Annotated in this window: 25 protein-coding genes; 8 read left to right on the top strand and 17 right to left on the bottom strand. The window is 60.7% G+C overall.

Going from position 1 to position 21685, the window contains the following annotated elements:
• Window positions 1-54: 54 nt before the first annotated feature.
• Window positions 55-459 carry a long-chain acyl-CoA thioester hydrolase gene (locus VM99_27115; GenBank protein ID AKK01519.1) on the bottom strand — a complete coding sequence of 135 codons (405 nt, stop codon included), beginning with the start codon at window positions 457-459 and terminating at the stop codon, window positions 55-57.
• 375 nt (window positions 460-834) lie between these two features.
• Here VM99_27115 and VM99_27110 point away from each other — a divergent pair, with 375 nt between their 5' ends.
• Window positions 835-2133, top strand: coding sequence for an MFS transporter (locus VM99_27110; protein ID AKK01518.1), 1299 nt, complete (start codon window positions 835-837; stop codon window positions 2131-2133).
• 86 nt (window positions 2134-2219) lie between these two features.
• Here the strand turns inward: VM99_27110 and VM99_27105 are convergent, their stop codons facing one another.
• The gene (locus tag VM99_27105; protein AKK01517.1) at window positions 2220-3311 is read right to left on the bottom strand and encodes an aminopeptidase; all 1092 of its coding nucleotides are present in this window, start codon (window positions 3309-3311) and stop codon (window positions 2220-2222) included.
• Window positions 3312-3370: 59 nt separating this feature from the next.
• On the opposite strand from VM99_27105, the gene VM99_27100 reads away from it, so the two are divergent.
• Window positions 3371-3784: a lipoprotein gene (locus tag VM99_27100; protein AKK01516.1), complete on the top strand. Its 414-nt coding sequence runs from the start codon at window positions 3371-3373 to the stop codon at window positions 3782-3784.
• A 41-nt stretch (window positions 3785-3825) separates the two neighbouring features.
• Window positions 3826-4251 (top strand): lipoprotein, encoded by a 426-nt coding sequence (locus VM99_27095; GenBank protein AKK01515.1) that lies wholly within the window; start codon window positions 3826-3828, stop codon window positions 4249-4251.
• Window positions 4252-4256: 5 nt separating this feature from the next.
• On the opposite strand, the gene VM99_27090 is transcribed toward VM99_27095, so the two are convergent.
• Window positions 4257-4490 carry a hypothetical protein gene (locus VM99_27090; protein AKK01514.1) on the bottom strand — a complete coding sequence of 78 codons (234 nt, stop codon included), beginning with the start codon at window positions 4488-4490 and terminating at the stop codon, window positions 4257-4259.
• Window positions 4491-4628: 138 nt separating this feature from the next.
• The gene (locus VM99_27085) at window positions 4629-5060 is read right to left on the bottom strand and encodes a peroxiredoxin OsmC (GenBank protein AKK01513.1); all 432 of its coding nucleotides are present in this window, start codon (window positions 5058-5060) and stop codon (window positions 4629-4631) included.
• A 235-nt stretch (window positions 5061-5295) separates the two neighbouring features.
• Between VM99_27085 and VM99_27080 the strand changes: the two genes are divergently transcribed.
• A complete protein-coding gene (locus VM99_27080; GenBank protein AKK01512.1) occupies window positions 5296-6297 on the top strand; it encodes a hypothetical protein in 1002 nt (333 codons plus the stop codon).
• A 53-nt stretch (window positions 6298-6350) separates the two neighbouring features.
• On the opposite strand, the gene VM99_27075 is transcribed toward VM99_27080, so the two are convergent.
• Complete coding sequence (locus VM99_27075; GenBank protein AKK01511.1) at window positions 6351-6575, bottom strand: hypothetical protein; 225 nt, start codon at window positions 6573-6575, stop codon at window positions 6351-6353.
• 114 nt (window positions 6576-6689) lie between these two features.
• Window positions 6690-6905, bottom strand: coding sequence for a dodecin flavoprotein (locus tag VM99_27070; protein ID AKK01510.1), 216 nt, complete (start codon window positions 6903-6905; stop codon window positions 6690-6692).
• A gap of 153 nt (window positions 6906-7058) precedes the next feature.
• Here VM99_27070 and VM99_27065 point away from each other — a divergent pair, with 153 nt between their 5' ends.
• On the top strand, window positions 7059-7385 hold the full coding sequence (locus VM99_27065; protein ID AKK01509.1) for a hypothetical protein: 327 nt from the start codon (window positions 7059-7061) through the stop codon (window positions 7383-7385).
• Here VM99_27065 and VM99_27060 read toward each other — a convergent pair.
• Window positions 7358-8275: a LysR family transcriptional regulator gene (locus tag VM99_27060; GenBank protein AKK01508.1), complete on the bottom strand. Its 918-nt coding sequence runs from the start codon at window positions 8273-8275 to the stop codon at window positions 7358-7360. The two genes, VM99_27065 and VM99_27060, sit on opposite strands and share 28 nt — an antisense overlap.
• A 113-nt stretch (window positions 8276-8388) precedes the next feature.
• Between VM99_27060 and VM99_27055 the strand changes: the two genes are divergently transcribed.
• Both VM99_27055 and trpA read left to right on the top strand, forming a co-directional pair.
• Complete coding sequence (locus VM99_27055) at window positions 8389-9621, top strand: tryptophan synthase subunit beta (protein AKK01507.1); 1233 nt, start codon at window positions 8389-8391, stop codon at window positions 9619-9621.
• Window positions 9621-10427: a tryptophan synthase subunit alpha gene (trpA, locus tag VM99_27050; GenBank protein AKK01506.1), complete on the top strand. Its 807-nt coding sequence runs from the start codon at window positions 9621-9623 to the stop codon at window positions 10425-10427. Before VM99_27055 ends, trpA begins: the two co-directional genes overlap by 1 nt.
• A gap of 86 nt (window positions 10428-10513) precedes the next feature.
• Here trpA and VM99_27045 read toward each other — a convergent pair whose 3' ends face one another.
• From VM99_27045 to VM99_27000, 10 genes are all read right to left on the bottom strand, one after another.
• Window positions 10514-12475: a hypothetical protein gene (locus VM99_27045; protein ID AKK01505.1), complete on the bottom strand. Its 1962-nt coding sequence runs from the start codon at window positions 12473-12475 to the stop codon at window positions 10514-10516.
• The gene (locus VM99_27040; GenBank protein AKK01504.1) at window positions 12472-12792 is read right to left on the bottom strand and encodes a hypothetical protein; all 321 of its coding nucleotides are present in this window, start codon (window positions 12790-12792) and stop codon (window positions 12472-12474) included. Before VM99_27040 ends, VM99_27045 begins: the two co-directional genes overlap by 4 nt.
• A gap of 26 nt (window positions 12793-12818) precedes the next feature.
• Window positions 12819-13127, bottom strand: a complete 309-nt coding sequence (locus tag VM99_27035; GenBank protein AKK01503.1) for a Holliday junction resolvase — start codon at window positions 13125-13127, stop codon at window positions 12819-12821.
• Between the two features lie 106 nt (window positions 13128-13233).
• The gene (locus VM99_27030) at window positions 13234-13551 is read right to left on the bottom strand and encodes a holliday junction resolvasome, helicase subunit (GenBank protein ID AKK01502.1); all 318 of its coding nucleotides are present in this window, start codon (window positions 13549-13551) and stop codon (window positions 13234-13236) included.
• Between the two features lie 338 nt (window positions 13552-13889).
• On the bottom strand, window positions 13890-14105 hold the full coding sequence (locus VM99_27025) for a hypothetical protein (GenBank protein ID AKK01501.1): 216 nt from the start codon (window positions 14103-14105) through the stop codon (window positions 13890-13892).
• Window positions 14106-14423: 318 nt separating this feature from the next.
• Complete coding sequence (locus VM99_27020) at window positions 14424-15917, bottom strand: acetyl-CoA hydrolase (protein ID AKK01500.1); 1494 nt, start codon at window positions 15915-15917, stop codon at window positions 14424-14426.
• A 201-nt stretch (window positions 15918-16118) separates the two neighbouring features.
• On the bottom strand, window positions 16119-17555 hold the full coding sequence (locus VM99_27015; GenBank protein ID AKK01499.1) for an NAD synthetase: 1437 nt from the start codon (window positions 17553-17555) through the stop codon (window positions 16119-16121).
• A complete protein-coding gene (locus tag VM99_27010; GenBank protein ID AKK01498.1) occupies window positions 17555-17878 on the bottom strand; it encodes an NAD(P) transhydrogenase in 324 nt (107 codons plus the stop codon). Before VM99_27010 ends, VM99_27015 begins: the two co-directional genes overlap by 1 nt.
• A gap of 15 nt (window positions 17879-17893) precedes the next feature.
• On the bottom strand, window positions 17894-19015 hold the full coding sequence (locus tag VM99_27005; GenBank protein ID AKK01497.1) for an NADP transhydrogenase subunit alpha: 1122 nt from the start codon (window positions 19013-19015) through the stop codon (window positions 17894-17896).
• Between the two features lie 430 nt (window positions 19016-19445).
• Window positions 19446-20345, bottom strand: a complete 900-nt coding sequence (locus VM99_27000) for a LysR family transcriptional regulator (protein ID AKK01496.1) — start codon at window positions 20343-20345, stop codon at window positions 19446-19448.
• Window positions 20346-20501: 156 nt separating this feature from the next.
• On the opposite strand from VM99_27000, the gene VM99_26995 reads away from it, so the two are divergent.
• Complete coding sequence (locus VM99_26995) at window positions 20502-21683, top strand: acyl-CoA dehydrogenase (protein AKK01495.1); 1182 nt, start codon at window positions 20502-20504, stop codon at window positions 21681-21683.
• The last annotated feature ends 2 nt before the right edge of the window (window positions 21684-21685 follow it).

Raw genomic sequence — 21685 nt, 5'->3', positions numbered from 1 at the left:
TGCAATCTCGCTCTGGAACAGGGGCTACGATGGACCGCAAAACGGCCGCCGCGTTTAACGCGCGCGTGGCGGTACCGAGCGGGTGCGTCCACTGCCGTCGATGGCGACGAAGACGAACACCGCCTCGGTCACTTTACGCCACTCGCTGGACAGCGGATCGTCGCTCCAGACCTCAACCATCATCTGGATGGAGCTACGGCCGATTTCCAGCGCCTGGGTATAGAACGACAGCTGTGCGCCCACGGCCACGGGCACCAGGAAGGCCATGCGATCGATCGCCACGGTCGCCACGCGGCCGCCGGCGACCTTGCTGGCCATGGCGGTGCCGGCCAGGTCCATCTGGGACACCAGCCAGCCGCCGAAAATATCGCCAAAGCCGTTGGTCTCGCGCGGAAGCGCGGTGATTTGCAGGGCCAGGTCGCCTTGCGGGATTGGATCTTCTTGTTCGAGCTCTATCATGCCGAGGGGCCTCTGACCCGTAACGCTGTCTGGTGCTTCAGGTGAATAGCCGTCCTTGTAAAAAACGATTCAGCCCGAAGAGGCTACGTTCATCACGTTTTTCGTAAAGGCGTACCAAAGGGAGACTCTGCGAAACCGGCTGGTTCTGTCTGGCCCTACACCGCCAACGACGTTTTCGCACAGCAACCCCTTACAGAGTGTTGCAGGTTGCGAGTATATCGGGCGATAGACGTAGAGACGACCACCCGGTGCTGTTTTCGACTGTCAATTACGCGCCTCTATGTGCTTTTTCGAACAATTTGCTATGGTGCCGAACCTGCCCAGGCCCCAACTATCCTCCGGCCGGCAGAATCGACTATAAGAGAAGCCCTTGCCATGACCACTGCGCCTTCGAGCACGGCGACGCCCGCACAACCCGCACGTCCACTGACTCGCAACGATTACAAGACTTTGTCGCTATCTGCCCTGGGCGGTGCGCTGGAGTTCTACGATTTCATCATTTTCGTGTTCTTTGCCACCGTGGTCGGCAAATTGTTCTTCCCTGCCGAAATGCCCGAGTGGCTGCGCATGATGCAGACCTTCGGCATCTTTGCCGCCGGCTACCTGGCCCGGCCGCTGGGCGGGATCATCATGGCTCACTTCGGCGACCTGCTGGGGCGCAAGAAAATGTTCACCCTGAGCATTTTCATGATGGCCGTGCCGACCCTGATCATGGGCCTGCTGCCGACCTACGCGCAGATCGGCATGTGGGCGCCGATCCTGCTGTTGCTGATGCGCGTGATCCAGGGTGCAGCCATTGGCGGCGAAGTGCCAGGCGCCTGGGTGTTCGTATCCGAACACGTGCCGGCGCGCCATATCGGCTATGCCTGCGGCACCCTGACCTCCGGCTTGACGGCAGGCATCCTGCTGGGTTCGCTGGTCGCTACCGCGATCAACAGCCTTTATACGCCCGTGGAAGTGGCCGATTACGCCTGGCGGATTCCGTTCCTGCTGGGTGGCGTGTTCGGGCTGTTCTCGGTGTACCTGCGCCGCTGGCTGCACGAAACCCCGGTGTTCGCCGAGTTGCAGTTGCGCAAGGCCCTGGCCGAGGAAGTGCCGCTGCGCGCGGTGCTGCGCGACCATCGCGGCGCCATTGTCGTGTCGATGCTGCTGACCTGGTTGTTGTCCGCCGCCATCGTGGTGCTGATCCTGATGACCCCGACCGTGCTGCAGACGGTCTACCACTTCGCACCGACCACCGCGTTGCAGTCCAACAGCGTGGCGATTGTGATGCTGACCATTGGTTGCATCCTGGCCGGCGCCCTGGCGGATCGCTTCGGCGCGGGCCGTGTCTTTGTGTTCGGCTGCGCCGCCTTGCTGGCCAGCTCCTGGACCTTCTACCACAGCCTGGCCGAGCACCCTGACTGGCTGTTCCCGCTGTACGCCCTGACCGGGCTGCTGGTGGGCACCATCGGCGCGGTTCCCTACGTCATGGTCAAGGCGTTTCCGCCGGTGGTGCGCTTCAGTGGCCTGTCGTTTTCCTACAACGTGGCCTACGCCATTTTCGGTGGCTTGACCCCGATGGTCGTCAGCCTGCTGCTCAAGGAAAACCCGATGGGGCCGGCTTACTATGTGGCGGTGTTGTGTGGGCTGGGGATGGTGGTGGGGGCCTATCTCTGGAAGAAGGGGCGCTAGGTCGCTCACTTGCGTATAGGTTGACCGACTTCGCGAGTAGGCTCGCCCCCACGGATGCCGTGCAGCCCACTCGCGAAAAGGCCCGTTCAATCAGCCGATGTCTTCGGCGCTGCCAGGGCCTTCAACGCCGCTTTACGCGCCTCGATAGGCAGCCTGCCAAGCTTCTCGACCGCCGAATAGAACGCCTCCCAGTCTCCGTCTTGCTGCCTGTACAGCGCCGCAAACGCCGGGACCCATTGGTCGTACAGGCCGAACGGCAATAAGCGGGCGTTGTTCATGGGCGCATAGACCCAGGCATCGTAGCGCTTGTCGCCCGCCCACTGGCTGTCGCGCAGGTGTTCGTAGTCGCTGCGCAGGCGTTCGAATGCCTGTGCCTTGCGCTGGCGCATTTGCTCGGCTGGCAGTGGCTGGGCGTAGAGGGTCTCCAGCCGTTGCCGGGTGTCGAGCACCAGTTGGGTGAATTGGTCGCGCTGCTGCATCCGCTTGCCGTTGTCCGGCGCCAGGCCGCGGCTGGCCCGCCATTGCCGGGTGCCTTCCTGTTCGACGAAGGTGGCGAAGGACTCATTGAATTCGGTGTCGTCCTTTACATAGAACCGCTGGTGCGCCAATTCATGAAAAATCAGCGTCGCCAGGCGCTCGTCGCCCCAGTGCATCATCGAACTCAGGATCGGGTCGTTGAACCAGCCCAGGGTCGAATAGGCCTCCACGCCGCCAATCGATACGTCCATGCCCTGCAAGCGCTGCAAGGCCGCCTCGCCACGGGCGGCGCCCTGGCTGTAGTAGCCGCGGTAGGCCACGCAGCCGGCGATGGGGAAACAATGGGTTTGCGGCGCCAGGGAAAACTCTGGCGTGGCGAAGACATTCCAGACCACGAACGGCCGGCCAATGTCGGCGTACAGGCGATAGCTCTTGTTGTCCGGCAGGTGCAGGTGGGCGCTGGCGAACGCGCGGGCCTCGCGGGCTTGGGCCAGGTGCGTGCGTAATTGGGCATCGCGCGTGGGGTCGGCAATCACCTTGTCGATCGGCTCGCGGGCTTGCAGCAAGCGCAGTTGTCCGCCGACCAACTGGCTGTAGTAGCCAACACTGGAGCAACCGTTGAGTAACAAAAGCAGGAGGCCTGGAAACAAAACCCGGAAAACACGGTCGAGTAACCGATGGCTTGAACGCGGCCTGATCAATTGGAATCACCTTGGGAGAGTCTGCCCACAAGACTATCTCGCTTGCCTGGAGCTTCGCTATGCGCGTGTTGATGCTGACAAGTGGCCTTTTGCTGCTGACCGGTTGTGCCGGGCTGCCGGACCCCGATCCGTCCCAGGCGTGGATTGACCTGGGAAGCCATCAGGACACCGCGTTGCAAGCGTTGGAGGTCGACGACAAGACGTCCATCGACAAGCGTTATTTCGAAGTGCAGCCTGGCAGCCATGAGCTGACGGTGCGTTATCAATTTGCCGTCGAGCCCGGCAACATCGGCCCGGATGCCGAGCCGCTGTGGCGTGATTGCCGGCTGAACGTCAAGTTCAAGGACTTCAACGCTGGCCAGCGTTACCAGTTGCAGGCCGGCAGCATTGGTTTCCGGCCGTGGGCCAAGCTCTACGATCAACAGCGCAAAGTGGTGGGGCAAGGTACGCCGGCAGGCTGCCAGCAAAGCTGATCGGCGCTATGCTCAGGGCCTGATTTTCCAGGACGCTGAACATGCGCGCTCTTATACCGATACTGACGCTCATTGCTCTGGGCGGCTGCGCAATGACCCCGCTTCCCCCGGTTGACCCGAACATGGCCTGGGTCGATTTCGCCACGCCATCGCCGGGTGGCAAGGTCCTGATGGCGCAAAGCCTGGATGGGCAACGCTTACGGGATGGGCGATTTTTCCAGGTGTCACCAGGCAGCCACGAACTGGAAGTGCGCTTCGACTTCGAGGTGTTCGGTGGTGGCGGGTTGGGGATGTTTTCCGAACCGCAAGAGCGGCTGTGCTACCTGACCGTGCGCTACGATGGCTTCGAGGCCGGCCAACGCTATCGCCTGGAGGCCCGTAACCTGGCCTATAGCCCAAGCGCCAGGCTATACAACGCCAAGCGAGAAGTGGTCGCCGAAGACCGACAAGCCCATTGCCTGATGTAGCGCGGCTAGCGGTCGTTCTTCTGGTAGATGATTTTCTTCGTGCCGTTTTCGCACGTCCCCACCACCATGTTCTGGTCGTGGACTTCATCATTGGTGACGATTTCCAGCGTGTAGGACGTTACGCCCTGCGCCTGGATCTTGGCTTCGATCTCGGCCTTGAGCTCTTCGCACGGTTTGGGCGCCGCGAGGGCGGATGTGGCGAAGGCGCAACCAATGACCACCACGGCAAATCGTTTCATGCTCGAAATTCCTCATGGCAGCGCGCACTGCCTGTGCGCAGACACTGCATACCTTCATTCGACCACAGATTGCTGATGGGGTGACAGGGTAAAAAGACCGCAGCCTGCGGCGGCCCAGAGGCTGCGATCTTCGGTTTGTCAGCTCACCAGGGTCGCGTCCAGGGTGATCTTGGCGTTCAGCACCTTGGAAACCGGGCAACCTTCCTTGGCCTTGTTGCTCAGTTCTTCGAACTGCTGCTGGCTGGCGCCGGGGATCTTGGCCTTGAGCGTCAGTTTCACCGCGGTGATCGCAAAGCCGCCATCGACCTGATCCAGGGTGACGTCGGCGTTGGTGTCGATGGCGTCAGCCTTGAGCCCGGCTTCGCCGAGAATCATCGAAAACGCCATAGAGAAGCAGCCAGCGTGGGCCGCGCCGATCAGTTCTTCGGGGTTGGTGCCCTTGCCGCCTTCGAAGCGGGCCTTGAAGCCATAAGGTGCTTCGCGCAACACACCGGTTTCAGTGGAGATGGAGCCGATGCCGGTTTTCAGGTCACCTTCCCAGTGAGCCGATGCTTTCTTAATGATAGCCATGTCTGCCTCCTCAAGGTCCGGCGCGAGGTTTCGCGTCCGTGTTTGTCATTACCAGGGTTGTGAGGATAGACCGGCCAGGAAAGTTCATCCTGTCGATTAGTTGACCAATTTAGTAGGAAAATTCATTGTTGCTATTGAAACTCGGGTATATGCCCACATTGCATAGCACACACCTTTAGAAACGGCAGGCTTTCGCCCTTAGGAAAGCCCGGAACGCCGTTGGAGACCCCGGCCCATGAAACAGTTGTCCGAAGTGAAATTCTCAACCCTGGACCTTGTGCCCGTTCGCGCCGACGGCAATGCCGCCCAGTCCCTGCGCAACTCCCTGGACTTGGCGCAGCACGTGGAAAAATATGGCTACACCCGCTTCTGGGTGGCCGAGCACCACAACATGGATGGCATCGCCAGCTCCGCGACGGCGGTGCTGCTGGGTTACCTGGCGGGAGGCACTTCGACCATTCGTGTCGGTTCCGGCGGGGTGATGTTGCCCAACCATGCGCCGTTGGTCATTGCCGAACAGTTCGGCACGTTGGAAAGCCTCTACCCCGGGCGAATCGATCTGGGCTTGGGCCGGGCGCCGGGTTCCGACCAGATGACCGCCCGGGCGCTGCGTCGCGAGCGCTCTGGCAGCGCCGACGACTTCCCTGATGACGTGGCCGAGCTGATGCGCTATCTCGGCCCGCGCACGCCGGAGCAGCGCATCATTGCCATGCCGGGCACCGGGACCAACGTGCCGGTGTGGCTGTTGGGTTCCAGTCTGTTCAGCGCGCAACTGGCCGGTGAGCGCGGTTTGCCCTATGCCTTTGCCTCACATTTCGCACCGCGCTTCATGCACGAGGCGATTCGCATCTACCGCAACCACTTCAAACCGTCCGCGGTGCTCGACAAGCCTTACGTGATGCTCGGCGTGCCACTGGTGGCCGCGGACACGGACGAGCGGGCTGATTACCTGGCGACGTCGGTGTACCAGCGGATCCTGGCGCTGATGCGTGGGCAGAGCCTGGTGCAGCGCCCGCCGGTGGAGTCCATGAACGGGCTCTGGCTACCTCATGAGAAAGAAGCGGTTGGCGACTTCCTTGGCCTGGCTATGGTCGGTGGCCCGCAGAAGATTCGCGCCAAGCTGGAGGTGTTGATCGAACAAACCCAGGCGGATGAGCTGATTTTCACCAGCGACCTGTATGAACATGCCGATCGCCTGCACTCGTATGAGCTGCTGGCCCAGGTCATGAAAGGCTGAATCGCAGCCATGAAAAAGCCGACGCATTGCGTCGGCTTTTCGTATGCATCAGATCAACCGCGTTTGTAGGTAATCACCTTACTGCCGGCCTCGCAGGTGCCGACGACCTTGGCGTCAGCCGCTGCGCTTTTTTCGACGATTTCAAGGGTATAACCTGACACGCCCTTGGCATCCAGCTTCGCTGCGATTTCGCTTTTCAGCTCTTCGCAAGGCTTGCCGGCCGCCAATGCGCCACCCGCAAGGCTCAGCAAACCCACGGCCACCATTAACTTTTTCATCGCTTGCACTCCTTGGTCGGATCAAATAGGGCAGGTATTGGAAAGACGTGACACGCAGACAATAGCGCATCGCCAGTCCCTATGGCACTCCGCCAGCGCGCAAGTTCATTGTCCTCAGCTGTTGGCGATGCGGAATCCGACCTTGATGGTCACTTGAAAGTGCGCGGCCCGGCCGTTTTCGATGTGTCCGCGGGTTTCCGTGACTTCAAACCATTCCAGGTGCTTGAGGCTTTTGCTGGCCTCGGCGAGGGCGTTGTTGATGGCGTCCTCGATGCTGGTGGGAGACGAGCCGACCAGCTCGACTTTCTTGTACGTGTGATGATCAGTCATGACGTTCTCCTGTAGGGGTCTTTAACAGCCTAGCAGCGATTTTTCGCCTTACATCTGGCGCCGCTTGCCCCTGGAAAGTTCAGATTTACTGCACTTTCAGAAATGGCTGGAGTCCCAATTCACACCACTCAACCACTGCAGGAGAGAGCCACCATGGCCAGCAATTCGTTACGTAAAGCCTCGTTGCAAAGCATGGAAGCGGAGATCGAGAGTCTGCTCAAGTCGTTGGAAAGCTTGAAGGACGACGCCTCTGATGAGTCGCGCAAGACCCTCAAGACGCTCAAGGCGAATGCCGAAAGTGCGTTGAAACATTCTCGGCACCTGCTCAGCGATGCGTATGAAGAGGTCAAGGTGAAAACCCGCGAAACCGGGCTCGCCACTCGCGATTACGCGCAAGAGCACCCTTGGACCACGGCCGGTGTCGCGGTGGGGGCCATTGGCCTGCTGGCCGCTTACCTGTTGTGCAAACGCAGTGACTGAGCCGGTTGGCCCAACTCATGCCTGAGCCACTGGGCCAATTGACGAGCGCGCCCGTCCGCGGCGCGCTTGGGTAGCCACAACGCCAGTCGCGCCGGGGTTTCACCGAAGCCCCAGGGCGCGACCAGCCGCCCGGCACGTACGTCCTCGGCCACCAACGGCTCGGGGGCGATAGCGACGCCCAGTCCGGCGACGGCGGCCTCCAGCAAATAATACAAATGTTCGAAGCCTTGCCCGAATGTCAGTGCCCGGGATTCGAGGGCGTTTTGCTGTGCCCAGGTCGGCCACGCCTGGGGGCGGGACGTGGTGTGCAGCAGCGGCTCATCCAGCAGCGCATTGGCCGGGGCGCCTTGCAGCCGGGCGAACCCGGCGTAGTGCGGGCTCATCACCGGGCCGATGCGTTCGACCGCCAGTTCATACACCTGCATGTCGGCTGGCCAGGGCGGTTCGGCGAAGACCAGCAAGGCGTCCAGGCCCGGTCGCCTGGGGTCCAGGTCGCCTTCACCGGCGGACAGGTGCAGGCGCAGGTCCGGCAAGTCGGCATTGAGCCGGCCCAGGCGGGGAATGAACCAGCGCGCCAGCAGGCTGCCCGAGCAACCCAGTACGAACGGAGCATCCGCCGTGCTTTGGGTCAGTTCCGCGCACACGCTGCGCAGGCGTTCGAAGGCGTCGCTGCTGGCGTCGCGCAGACGTGCGCCCGCATCTGTGAGTTTCAAGCCGCGCCCATCCTTGACGAACAGACTCACGCCCAAGTGTTCCTCCAGTGCTTTGAGCTGGCGACTGACCGCACCGTGGGTCACGTGCAGTTGTTCGGCCGCCTGGCTTACGCTGTTGAGTCGGGCGGTGGCCTCGAAGGCGCGCAGGGCGTTGAGCGGAGGAAGATCGTGACGCATTTTATCTGTGAGTTTTCCTGACAGGTTGTGGCGATCTTATCGGTTTTCAGCGGGCAATGTCAGGGGTAGAGTGAGCCTCATTGTCTCTCTACACATTTGCCTGGAGCGCCCCGATGACCCAGCCTACGACCCCTTTCAACCTGCGCAGTGGCCCCGACGCCAATGGCCTGTTCGGTGCATTCGGCGGCCGCTATGTGGCCGAAACCCTGATGCCGCTGATCCTGGACCTGGCCCGTGAATACGAAGCGGCGAAGGAAGATCCTGCGTTTATCGAGGAGTTGGCCTACTTCCAGCGCGATTACGTCGGGCGTCCGAGCCCACTCTATTTCGCCGAACGCCTGACCGAATACTGCGGCGGCGCCAAGATCTACCTCAAGCGCGAGGAGCTGAACCACACCGGCGCCCACAAGATCAACAACTGCATCGGCCAGATCCTGCTGGCGCGGCGCATGGGTAAAAAACGCATCATCGCCGAGACCGGCGCCGGCATGCACGGCGTGGCCACTGCCACCGTGGCCGCACGGTTCGGGCTCGATTGCGTGATCTACATGGGCACCACCGACATCGAACGCCAGCAGGCCAACGTGTTCCGCATGAAGCTGCTGGGCGCTGAGGTGATCCCGGTGGTGGCTGGCACGGGCACCTTGAAAGACGCGATGAACGAAGCGCTGCGCGATTGGGTGACCAACGTCGACAGCACGTTCTACCTGATCGGCACGGTGGCAGGCCCGCACCCTTATCCAGCCATGGTGCGCGACTTCCAGGCCGTCATTGGCAAGGAAACCCGCGATCAACTGCAAGCTCAGGAAGGCCGCCTGCCGGACAGCCTGGTGGCGTGCATCGGTGGCGGCTCCAATGCCATGGGCCTGTTTCACCCGTTCCTGGACGATAAGAGCGTCGACATCATCGGCGTCGAGGCCGCCGGCTATGGCATCGAGACCGGTAAACATGCGGCGAGTCTGAACGGCGGCGTGCCGGGTGTGCTGCACGGCAATCGCACCTTCCTGTTGCAGGACGACGACGGCCAGATCATCGACGCTCATTCGATTTCCGCCGGCCTCGATTATCCGGGTATCGGCCCGGAGCACGCCTGGCTGCACGACATCGGCCGCGTCCAGTACACCTCGGTCACCGATGCCGAAGCTCTGGAAGCGTTCCACAAGTGCTGCCGCCTGGAAGGGATCATTCCTGCGCTGGAAAGCGCCCACGCCCTGGCTGAAGTGTTCAAGCGCGCGCCCAACCTGCCCAAGGATCACCTGATGGTGGTCAACCTGTCCGGCCGTGGCGACAAAGACATGCAAACCGTGATGCACCACATGGAACAGTCCCAGCAGGAGAAACACTGATGAGCCGCCTGCAAACCCGTTTTGCCGAACTCAAGCAACTGAACCGCGCTGCCCTGGTGACGTTCGTCACGGCCGGTGATCCGGACTACGACACGTCGCTGGCGATCCTCAAGGGCCTGCCGGCGGCCGGTGCCGACGTGATCGAGTTGGGAATGCCGTTCACCGACCCGATGGCTGACGGCCCGGCGATCCAGTTGGCGAACATCCGTGCCTTGGGCGCCCAGCAGAACCTGGCGAAAACCCTGCAGATGGTGCGCGAGTTCCGCAAGGACAATAACCAGACGCCGCTGGTGTTGATGGGCTACTTCAACCCGATCCATCGCTATGGCGTTCAGCGTTTCATCGGCGAGGCGCTGGATTCTGGCGTTGATGGCCTGATCGTGGTCGACATGCCGCCTGAGCACAACGCTGAGCTGTGCGATCCGGCCCAGGCAGCGGGGCTGGACTTTATCCGCCTGACGACGCCCACCACCGACGATGTGCGGTTGCCCACCGTACTCAACGGTAGCTCTGGCTTCGTCTACTACGTATCGGTAGCGGGCGTGACCGGTGCTGGCGCCGCCACCCTGGAGCACGTCGAAGAAGCCGTGACTCGCCTGCGTCGTCATACCGATTTGCCCATCAGCATTGGTTTTGGCATCCGCACACCGGAGCAGGCCGCGGCGATCGCACGATTGGCCGATGGCGTGGTGGTCGGTTCGGCGTTGATCGACCATATCGCCAGCGCCGATACCCCGGCCCAGGCAATCGATGGTGTACTGAGTTTGTGTGCCGCATTGGCCGAAGGTGTGCGTAACGCGCGCTGAGTGTTCAGCCAGCGGGACACGAAAAAGGGTTCAGAACCAGGTTCTGAACCCTTTTTTGTTGTGCATGACGTGGTCGGTGGCTGGCGTCAGGGCAACTCCAACCCTCCGCCTGCCTTGTGCAGTTTTCGCAGGTGCTCGCCGATCTCTTTGACGTTGGCCTCGCTCGCTGCAATTTCGGCGGCGCGGCTTGGCTCCAGTAATGCCCGGACTTCCTTGTCCAGGTCGCCGGTCAGCGTTTGCAACTGTTTCTGTCGCAAGTTGCTCTCCGATTCCAGGCGCTGCCACTCACTGGGTTGGGGCAATCCGTAGCCGCTTGTGCCCAGCAACTCGGCGGGGCGGCTCAGAAAACCGCTGTTGGCGAGAATCTGTTGCAGCGTGGCATTCGCCCTTTCCATGCCGCCGTTTTGCAGCTCGCGGGCTCCGAGGTAGCGTTGCTTGACCTCGTCCTGGGCCAGCAGCAACTGCCGGCGGTAGCTGGCCTGCTCCAGCAACAGCAATGCCGCGCTGGTGCGCAGATCGGCCTGCTCGAACCAGACGCGGCGCTCGGCGGCATCCAGGGCCAGCCAGTCTTCCACGGTTTGTTGCTTGATGGGCAGGTACTTTTTCAGCACGTTGAACATGGCCTGGTAGCGTTCGCGGAACGAGTCGAAGCGGTAGCCCAGGCGCAAGGCTTCCTTGGGGTCGTCCAGCACGCTGGTGTCGGCCAGGCCCCGACCCTTGAGCACTTCCAGCAAACCATTGGGCATGATGCTGTCCAGGCCGGTGAGTTGCTGGTTGTTACTGCCGCTGCGCAGCAGTTTCAAGCTCTCGACTGCGCAGTTATTGGACAGGAAGTAATAGTTGCCGTCATAGCTCCAGTGCATTTCGGCGGCGTGTTCGACGGTTTCCTCGATTTCGCGGCGTGACAGCTTCAGTGGCACCGACGCCAGGCTGCGTAGTTCGGTCTTGGTGTACTCGTCGATCACCTGGGACAACGGCAATACGAACAGGCGCGACGGGTATTTGCCCACCAGGCCGTCCCAACTGGACAACTGCACATCGCCCACGAAAGCGCGATACGACAGCACCAGGTGTTGGTCCAGGTCCAGCCGGCAGTCGGGGCCACGGGGGCGGCCTGGAGCACAGATCACCAGTCGCAGCATGCTGTGGCCCCAGCGGCTGACCCAGTTCTGGTTGGCTTCGGCCAGCAGATAATCGATGGCGTAGACTCGCTCCGGGTCGACCTTGCCCAGCGGGGTCTTCGCGAAGTCGTTGCCGGCGTTGAGGAAGGCGAACGACTTGGCGCAGGCGTCCTTGGCAGCGGGAGCCCAGCCGAAGTGTTCCTGATAATAACGGTACAGGGCGGGTCGGCGGCAGGCATAGCTGGAGTCCAGGAGGAAGTACTCCATGTTGACCGCGACGAATTCCTTGGGGCTGCTTGTTTCGTAGAGGTCCGGGCTGCGGGCGACCTGGCGATTGTGTTGTTCCCGTTCGCCGCGCCGACCTACGTACTGCGGCCAGCCGGCGAGGTCCAGCAAGCGTGGATCATCGCTGAGGGTAAAGCGGCGGCCGTTCTGACCGCGGCATTCGTCTGGAAGGCCGATCAGCCCGGCGCTGTCGTTGCGTCGGGTGCAGCGCTGGATCAGCGCGCGTTCGGCATCAGGCCATAGACGCGAACGGTCATAGATGTGGGTCAGTTCATGGAGCACCGTGGCGAGCATCTCTCGCCGCACAGTGCCGTGGGGGCGGTGGGTCTTTTGGGTCGCGGCGCTGCCGTCGGTGAGGCTGTCGAGCAGGTTGCTGTTGAGGTCCAGTTGCGACACCAGCGAAGCCTGGCCGTAAGCATTGGCTGGCATCTGGTCGGTCCAGCCGACATCGATGCGTCGGTCCAGACGTTCGATGAAGCGCGGCGGCAGGGCCTGCATGGCCTCATCGAGCAGCGCCTGGCTGGCCTGCTGTTGTGCGGGGCTGAGCCCTTCGGTGTTGAGGTGCAGTTGCAGGCCGGCCTGGGCCATGCTGCCCATGAGCAACAGGACCCCGGCCGTCAGCCAGGCGGCGAGCCGCCTCACAATGCGAGGATGGCTTCGGCGAGAACCTGGTCGCTGGCGTCACGCGCTTCCGGCACGCGGGTGCGCAAGGTGTCGAAGGCTGCCTCGAGATGAGCGCCACGGATCTCGCCATTGCTGGCGACAAAACTGGCGGCATCGTCGTGGGCTTCACGGACGATTTTCGAATCGCGGATCGACGTGGTGGTGTCGGAAGTGAAATCGATCGTGCGCTGGGAGGCGCGGACGATGATATTACTGGTGGCTACCAGGGTATGTGCCTGGGCCACATCGGCCAGTACCAGCAGGCCTAGGGCGGCAGCAATCAGCGGGCTACGCATGGAACGACTCCGGAGAATAAAGATAACTATTGGACGAGAATTGCCTGTGCCAGTTCAAGGTCGCTGACGTGAAGTTTTGGTTGGGTCCGGCGCAGGTAGTCCAGGGCCGATTCCAGTTGTGCACCTCGCAGTTGTCCGTCACTGGCGACAAACGCCGCGGCGTCATCGTGAGCGGCGACGATCAGTTTATGGTCGAAGGGCGCGGAGGTCACCATGCTCGTGGCATAGCCGCTGGCCACCACTTGCTGCGTGGACACATCGAAGGCATGGGCCGGAACAGACCAGCACGCCGCTACACAGGCAATTGCTAAGAACAGATCTGAGTAAAAACGCATGGGGCTCGACGGTTGACGGTGGACCTGAAGGCTAGCGCAAACCCCCGGCCCAGAGCCAGCGTTGAAACATCGGAACATATTTTGAAGCCCGATGTTTCATGTTGCATCAGATAACCAGGATGGCCTGGGCCAACTGCGCGTCGGTGGCGTTCAACTGAGGTGCCTGTTGGCGGATGTAGTCCAGGGCGCTTTCCAGCTTCACGCCGCGAATGGCACCTTCGCTGGCCACGAAGCTGGCGGCGTCGTCACGGGCCGCCTGGACGATTTTGTTGTCCCGCAGTGACGAAGTGGCATCGGAGGTCGCGTCGGAAGTGGCCTTCAACGCGCCGACGAGGGAGTCGGTCGTGACGATGAAGCTGCTGGCGTTGGACTGGGCGGCTACGGCCAGCAAGGCAACTGCGCTAAGCAGACGAAGACGGGTCATGATGGAACTCCTTGGGCATTGAGGTGATGTCGGTGCGTGTAGCTGAAGGAGGAGACGCGTGCTCGACTCGCTTCGCCACGGTTGCACCGATATTAGGGCAGAACGAGTCGGCTGGCAGCCCTGCATGACTGATCAGTTCTGATGTCATTGATTCAGTGGCGCCTCTAATGTAACTGTTATGGTTGATTTTTATTGATCTAGAAACTGTTATGGTGCCGCTTTTTTACCCGATCGAGGACCTGAAACGACAAGACCCGTCGTGGTTTCCCACGACGGGTCTTGTTTGTTCAATTCGGTGCTGGCGGTGGACCCGGAGGGTCAGGGCCAGCGACGCTGAGTTAGCGCCAGAACGGCTTGCTCAGCTCTTCGTAGCGTTGTGCTTCGCTGATACCGGCGTCAGCCAGCAGGCGCGAATCCAGACGAGCCAGTTGATGGCGGCTGGCGATGCGGCGCTGCCACAGCATCAGGTTGGCAATAAAGCGAAGAGGCAGGGAAGCCTGGTTTTTTGCAGCGTTGTCTTCGAAGAACAGCTCGGAACTGAGTGTACGTTCCATGGTGACATCCTTCCGCTTGTGGCGGGATTAGGTAGTGGTTTGACTGGTGCCCATGATCCTCTCGTTTGGCCAGTCTCTCTAGATACAGTTCACCTGTATTGTGAGAGACCAGTTAACTGTTAAACAGCGGTGTACTGGTCGATATTGAGGCAACTGTACCTATGTGCTCCAACTTGGTGCGAAACTGGAGGTCTGGCAAGTGTTTCTAGGAAAAGACTGTAAGAAAACACCGGTACAGCAGTACAGTTTTTGCCGAGAGTGAGCTGAGTTGCCGAGCATGGCCAAAACTGTAATTGCCAATAGGCCGATCCAACTGTGTCAAACCGCCAACATGCGACCGGTTTCTTCCAGGTTCACGTGCCAACTCAGTGCATCACGCAGAATGTGCGGGGTATGGCCTCCCAGTTTGCATGCTGCTTCGAAATACTGGTTCAAGGCCTCGCGATAGCTAGGGTGCACACACTTGTCGATGACCACGCGTGCCCGCTCCCTTGGAGCCAGGCCCCGAAGGTCGGCGAGGCCGATCTCGGTCACCAGGATGTCGACATCATGCTCGGTATGGTCCACATGGCTGACCATTGGCACGACGCTGGAAATCGCACCGCCCTTGGCAATCGACTTGGTGACGAAAATGGACAGGTGCGCATTGCGGGCAAAGTCCCCCGAGCCGCCGATGCCGTTCATCATCCGTGTGCCACAGACGTGGGTAGAGTTGACGTTGCCATACAGGTCGAACTCCAGCGCAGTGTTAATACCAATGATGCCCAGGCGGCGCACCACCTCGGGATGGTTGGAAATTTCCTGCGGGCGCAGGACCAGTTTGTCCTGGTAGCGCTCCAGGTTCCCGAACACATCGGCATTGCGCCGGCTCGACAGCGTGATGGAGCTGCCCGAGGCGAAGCTCAGTTTGCCGGCGTCGATCAAATCGAACGTGGAGTCCTGCAGGACTTCGGAATACATGGTCAGGTCTTCGAACGGAGAGTCGATCAACCCGCACATCACCGCGTTGGCAATATTGCCGATGCCGGCCTGCAGCGGGCCGAGCTTGTTGGTCAGGCGCCCAGCCGCCACTTCCTGCTTGAAGAACTCGATCAGGTGATCTGCAATGGCCTGGGTGTCGTTATCCGGTGGCGTGACGGTCGAGGGTGAATCGCCCTGATGGGTGATGACGATGGCGGCGATTTTTTCCGGCGGGATCGGGATCGCGGTACTGCCAATGCGGTCGTCGACCTTCACCAGCGGTATTGGCGTGCGGGTCGGCCGATAGGTCGGAATATAGATGTCATGCAACCCTTCCAGGTTCGGATTGTGGGCCAGGTTGATTTCCACGATCACCTGTCGGGCAAAGATGGCGAAGCTGGCGGAGTTGCCCACCGACGTGGTCGGTACGATGTGGCCTTGCTCGGTGATGGCGACGGCTTCGATCACGGCAACATCGGGCAGCTTGAGTTGGGCGTTGCGCAGTTGCTCGACGGTTTCCGAAAGATGCTGGTCGATGAACATCACTTCGCCTGCGTTGATCGCCTTGCGCAGCGTGCTATCGACCTGGAAGGGCATACGCCGGGCCAGTACGCCGGCTTCGGTGAGCTCTTTGTCGAGGTCGTTCCCCAGGCTCGCACCGGTCATCAGGCTGATCTTCAGCGGAGTGACCTTGGCGCGTTGGGCCAGCGCGTGAGGTACCGCTTTCGCTTCGCCGGCACGGGTGAAACCGCTCATGCCGACGGTCATTCCGTCCTGGATCAGCAGGGCGGCTTGCTCGGCGCTCATCACTTTGTTCAACAACGAAGGCAGGCGGATGCGATCACGGTACATGGTGTGTTATCTCGGGCTGGAAGCAAGGAGTGCGCAGTCTAGTGAATTCGCGCCATGCCCGACCCGCTACAAAAGTCGCATTTAAGGCGTCTATTACGGGGGTTTCAGGCAAAACATTATTACCGGATCGGTAACGCTGGGCCTTGATACAAATCAAAACGCCCCGACGAGGCGGGGCGTTTTGACGAAGCGAGGGAGTGTTTATTCCACGGCTTTGACCATGTCTTCGATGACCTTCTTGGCGTCACCGAAGACCATCATGGTCTTGTCGAGGTAGAACAGTTCGTTATCCAGGCCGGCGTAGCCGCTGGCCATGGAGCGCTTGTTGACGATGATGGTCTTGGCCTTGAAGGCCTCGAGGATCGGCATGCCGGCAATCGGCGATTTCGGATCGTTCTTCGCCGCCGGGTTGACCACGTCGTTGGCGCCGAGCACCAGCACCACATCGGCCTGGCCGAACTCGGAGTTGATGTCCTCCATCTCGAACACCTGGTCATAAGGCACTTCGGCCTCGGCCAGCAGTACGTTCATGTGCCCGGGCATGCGGCCCGCCACCGGGTGGATCGCGTATTTCACCGTTACGCCGTGGTGGGTCAGCTTCTCGGTCAGCTCTTTCAACGCGTGTTGTGCGCGTGCCACCGCCAGGCCGTAGCCCGGAACGATGATGACCGTGTCGGCGTTGGTCAGCAGGAACGTCGCATCGTCCGCCGAACCGGACTTCACCGGACGGGCCTCTTGCGAACCGGCCGGGCCTGCCGCGTCGGCGCTGTTGCCGAAGCCGCCCAGCAGCACGTTGAAGAACGAACGGTTCATCGCCTTGCACATGATGTACGACAGGATCGCACCGCTCGAACCCACCAGGGAGCCGGCGATGATCAGCATCGAGTTGTTCAGCGAGAAGCCAATGCCCGCGGCTGCCCAACCCGAATAACTGTTGAGCATCGACACCACCACCGGCATGTCGGCGCCACCGATCGGGATAATGATCAACACGCCCAGCACGAACGCCAGGGCCAGCATCAAGGCGAATGCGCCGAGGTTGCCAGTGAACATGAAGGTCAGGCCCAGGCCCAGCGTGGCCAGGCCCAGGATCAGGTTGAGCTTGTGCTGGCCACCGAACTGTACGGGTGCGCCCTGGAACAGGCGGAACTTGTACTTGCCGGACAGCTTGCCGAAGGCGATCACCGAGCCGGAGAAGGTGATTGCACCAATTGCCGCGCCGAGGAACAGCTCTAGGCGGTTACCGGCCGGAATCGAATCGCCCAGTTGCTTGACGATGCCCAGCGATTGCGGCTCGACGACGGCGGCAATGGCGATGAACACCGCTGCCAGGCCGATCATGCTGTGCATGAAAGCGACCAGTTCCGGCATCTTGGTCATCTCGACGCGTTTGGCCATGATCGAGCCAGCGGTACCGCCGATCAGCAGGCCGACGATGACGTAGCCGATGCCGGCGGTTGCCAGCTCAGCGCCCAGCTTATAAATGAGGCCAACGGTGGTGAGGACCGCCAGCGCCATGCCGAGCATGCCGAACAGATTGCCGCGACGGGACGTGGTCGGGTGCGACAGGCCTTTGAGGGCCTGGATGAAGCAGATCGACGCGATCAGGTAGAGCGTCGTTACCAGGTTCATGCTCATTACTTGGGCGCCTCTTCTTTTACGGCTTTCGGGGCTTTTTTCTTGAACATCTCAAGCATGCGGCGCGTCACCAGGAAGCCACCGAACACGTTCACGGCGGCCAGGGCCACGGCGAGGGTGCCCATGGTTTTGCCCAGGGGCGTGACGGTCAGCGCGGCGGCGAGCATGGCGCCGACGATCACGATGGCCGAAATGGCGTTGGTCACCGCCATCAATGGCGTGTGCAGCGCAGGTGTGACGTTCCAGACCACGTGGTAACCGACATAAATAGCCAGCACGAAGATGATCAGGTTGTAGATACCGGGGGAGATAAGCTCTTCCATTGTCTGAATCCCTGCTTAGGCGTTTTTGCGGATGACCTGGCCATCGCGGCACATCAGGCACGCGGCGACGATGTCGTCTTCCAGGTTCACGTCGAACTGACCTTCCTTGGTGAAGACCAGCTTCAGGAAGTCCAGCAGGTTGCGGGCATACAGCGCCGACGCGTCAGCGGCGACCTCACCGGCCAGGTTGGTCGGGCCGACGATGGTCACGCCATGCTCGACCACCACTTGATCGGCCACGGTCAGCGGGCAGTTGCCGCCCTGGGCTGCGGCGAGGTCGATGACCACCGAGCCGGGTTTCATCTGCGCGACGGTGTCGGCGCTCAGCAGGGTCGGTGCCTTGCGGCCCGGGATCAACGCGGTGGTGATGACAATGTCGGCCTGTTTGGCGCGCTCATGCACGGCTTGCGCCTGGCGCTGCATCCAGCTGGCAGGCATTGGCCGGGCATAACCCCCCACGCCAACGGCGCACTCACGCTCTTCGTCGGTTTCGTAAGGCACGTCGACGAACTTGGCGCCGAGGGACTCGATCTGTTCCTTCACAGCCGGGCGCACATCCGAAGCCTCGATCACTGCACCCAGGCGCTTAGCCGTGGCAATCGCCTGCAACCCGGCCACACCCGCGCCGAGAATCAGCACGCGCGCCGCTTTCACGGTACCCGCCGCGGTCATCAGCATCGGCATGAAGCGTGGGTAGTAGTGGGCAGCCAACAGCACGGCCTTGTAGCCGGCAATGTTCGCTTGAGACGACAGCACATCCAGGCTTTGCGCGCGCGAGGTGCGCGGCGCGGCCTCCAGAGCGAACGCGGTAATGCCGCACTCGGCCAGCTTGGCGATGGTTTCGTTGTTGAACGGGTTGAGCATGCCCACCAGAACGGTGCCGCGTTTGATCAACGTCAGTTCGCTGTCGTTGGGGGCGACCACCTTGAGAATCAGCTCGGCGCCGAATGCCTCGCTGGCGCTGCCAATGGTGGCGCCTGCTGCCTCGTAAGCACTGTCGATAACGCTGGCCTTGATGCCGGCGCCGCTCTGGACGGTGACTTTGTGGCCTTGGCCGATCAGCTTCTTGATGGTTTCCGGGGTAGCAGCAACCCGTGTTTCACCCGGTTGGGTTTCGAGGGGAACACCAATGTGCACGTCAAATCTCCTGCGTGATCTTATTGAGTAAACCCATGCACTTCGGATGGTGCGGTTGGGGCGGCGGATCAGCACGACCCCACTGATTCAGGCGGGGCGCAGCATTTTGCAGGCGAAAATTCAGGCCTTCAAGGGATTATGACGTGTGACGGAAAATTAACTACAAGTCACCCTGTGACCGAATGTCGCAAGCGCCCCTGGACGTTCCTCTGAAACCCTTGCCCTGTAAGGCTTCAGGGGGTTTTCAAAGGTTTTGCCATGAATCAGGTGAATATGCATTGGTGAATATGGCGATATGGCTCAAAGCCACGTATTTAAACGCTTTCGAGACTACCGTACTGATTTCCAACAGATTGACTGAAAGCGACAAAAACTTATATCTGTAGCGCTTTTTATTAGCTGACTACCGGAGTCGGTTATCGATTTATGGCTATTTTTCAAGGTGATAGTCCTTGGCTTGATCCACCAGCCAATCACGAAAAGCACGGAGCGACGCCGACTCCACCTTGCGTTCCGGGATCATCAGGTAATAAGCCTTGATGCTCGACAGCGCGCTGCGATTGGCAATGACCAGGCGCTTTTCCGCCAGTTCGCGCTGGATCAGAAACGGCGGGATCAGGGCAATGCCCATGTCGTGCATGGCCGCTTGGGCCAGCATGGAGAATAGTTCATAACGCGGGCCTGTCAGGTCGCGAGCGATGTTCAGGTTCTGGGCGTTGAACCATTGGCGCCATGCATAAGGACGAGTGGTCTGCTGGAGCAGGGGGAGTTCGGCGATGGCTTCTGGCGTCAGACCTTTGCGGCCATCCAGTAGCGCTGGGCTGCACACCGGCATCGGATTCTCACCCATCAGTTTGTGGGACTCGGTCCCGGACCAGTCCGCATCACCGAAATAGATGGCGGCGTCAAATTCCGTGTCTGCAAAGAGAAAGGGTCGTGTGCGGTTCGTCAGGTTAACGGTGACCTCCGGGTGCTGCTGTTGGAAATCCTTGAGGCGGGGCAGCAACCATTGGGTACCGAACGTCGGGACCACAGCCAGCTCGATCACGTTCGCACCGGTATGCCCCATCACCGACAGCGTATCTCGCTCAACGGCATCCAATTGAGCGGCCACCCGCCGACTGTAGGAAAGGCCTGCCTCGGTCAATTTGACTCCTCGCCGTGAACGTCGAAAAAGCTCGACGCTGAGGAAGTCTTCCAGGCCCGCGATCTGTCGGCAGATGGCACCTTGGGTCAGGGAAAGTTCTTGAGCGGCCTTGGTGAAGCTCTCATGCCGGGCGGCGGCCTCGAAGCTGATCAGGGCGGCGGTACTGGGGATTTTGCGGCGCATGTACGGCTACCTCACTCATTACCGTTGTAAACAGGGTATACGGCATTTACGGAGTGAGAAATTAGCACAAGAGGATGCGTAATCCTCGTTTGCCCTTGTAGGAAACCGCGCCTAGGATCAACCCACGATTTTCATCTAATTGGCGAGGACTCTTTCATGGCCGGTAAAGCGAGCTTCAACTGGATCGATCCATTGTTGCTGGACCAGCAACTCACCGAAGAAGAGCGCATGATCCGCGACACTGCCGAGCAGTTTGCCCAGCAGAAGCTGGCGCCGCGGGTGCTGGAAGCTTTCCGTCATGAAAAGACCGACCCGGCGATCTTTCGCGAGATGGGCGAAGTGGGGCTGCTGGGTGCAACCATTCCCGAACAATACGGTGGCAGCGGGCTGAACTATGTCAGCTATGGCCTGATTGCGCGTGAAGTGGAGCGCGTCGATTCCGGCTATCGCTCGATGATGAGCGTCCAATCCTCCCTGGTCATGGTGCCGATCAATGAATTTGGCACCGAAGCACAGAAGCAGAAGTACTTGCCCAAGCTGGCCTCCGGTGAATGGATAGGCTGCTTTGGCCTGACGGAGCCGAACCACGGTTCCGACCCTGGCGCGATGATTACTCGTGCGCGCAAGGTGGAAGGCGGCTACAGCCTGACGGGCAGCAAGATGTGGATCACCAACAGCCCGATAGCCGACGTGTTTGTCGTCTGGGGTAAGGATGACGCGGGCGATATCCGCGGCTTCGTTCTCGAAAAAGGCTGGAAAGGCCTGAGCGCTCCGGCCATCCATGGCAAGGTTGGTTTGCGTGCGTCGATCACCGGCGAGATCGTCATGGATAACGTGTTTGTCCCCGAAGAAAACATCTTCCCGGATGTGCGTGGCCTGAAGGGGCCGTTCACTTGCTTGAACTCGGCACGCTATGGCATTTCCTGGGGCGCGTTGGGTGCTGCTGAATTCTGCTGGCACACCGCTCGCCAGTACACGCTGGATCGCCAGCAGTTTGGCCGTCCTCTGGCGGCTAATCAGTTGATCCAGAAAAAACTGGCCGACATGCAGACAGAAATCACGCTGGCCTTGCAGGGTTGCCTGCGCCTGGGCCGTATGAAGGATGAGGGTTCGGCTGCGGTCGAAATCACGTCGATCATGAAGCGCAACTCCTGCGGCAAATCCCTGGATATCGCCCGCATGGCGCGGGACATGCTGGGCGGCAACGGCATATCCGATGAGTTCGGTATCGCGCGTCATTTGGTGAACCTGGAAGTCGTGAACACCTATGAAGGTACCCATGACGTTCATGCGCTGATCCTGGGGCGTGCACAAACCGGTATCCAGGCGTTCTATTAATA

The organism is Pseudomonas chlororaphis, assembly GCA_001023535.1.
Lineage (GTDB): Bacteria > Pseudomonadota > Gammaproteobacteria > Pseudomonadales > Pseudomonadaceae > Aquipseudomonas > Aquipseudomonas chlororaphis_E.
This window is presented reverse-complemented; position numbering and strand designations above follow the sequence as displayed.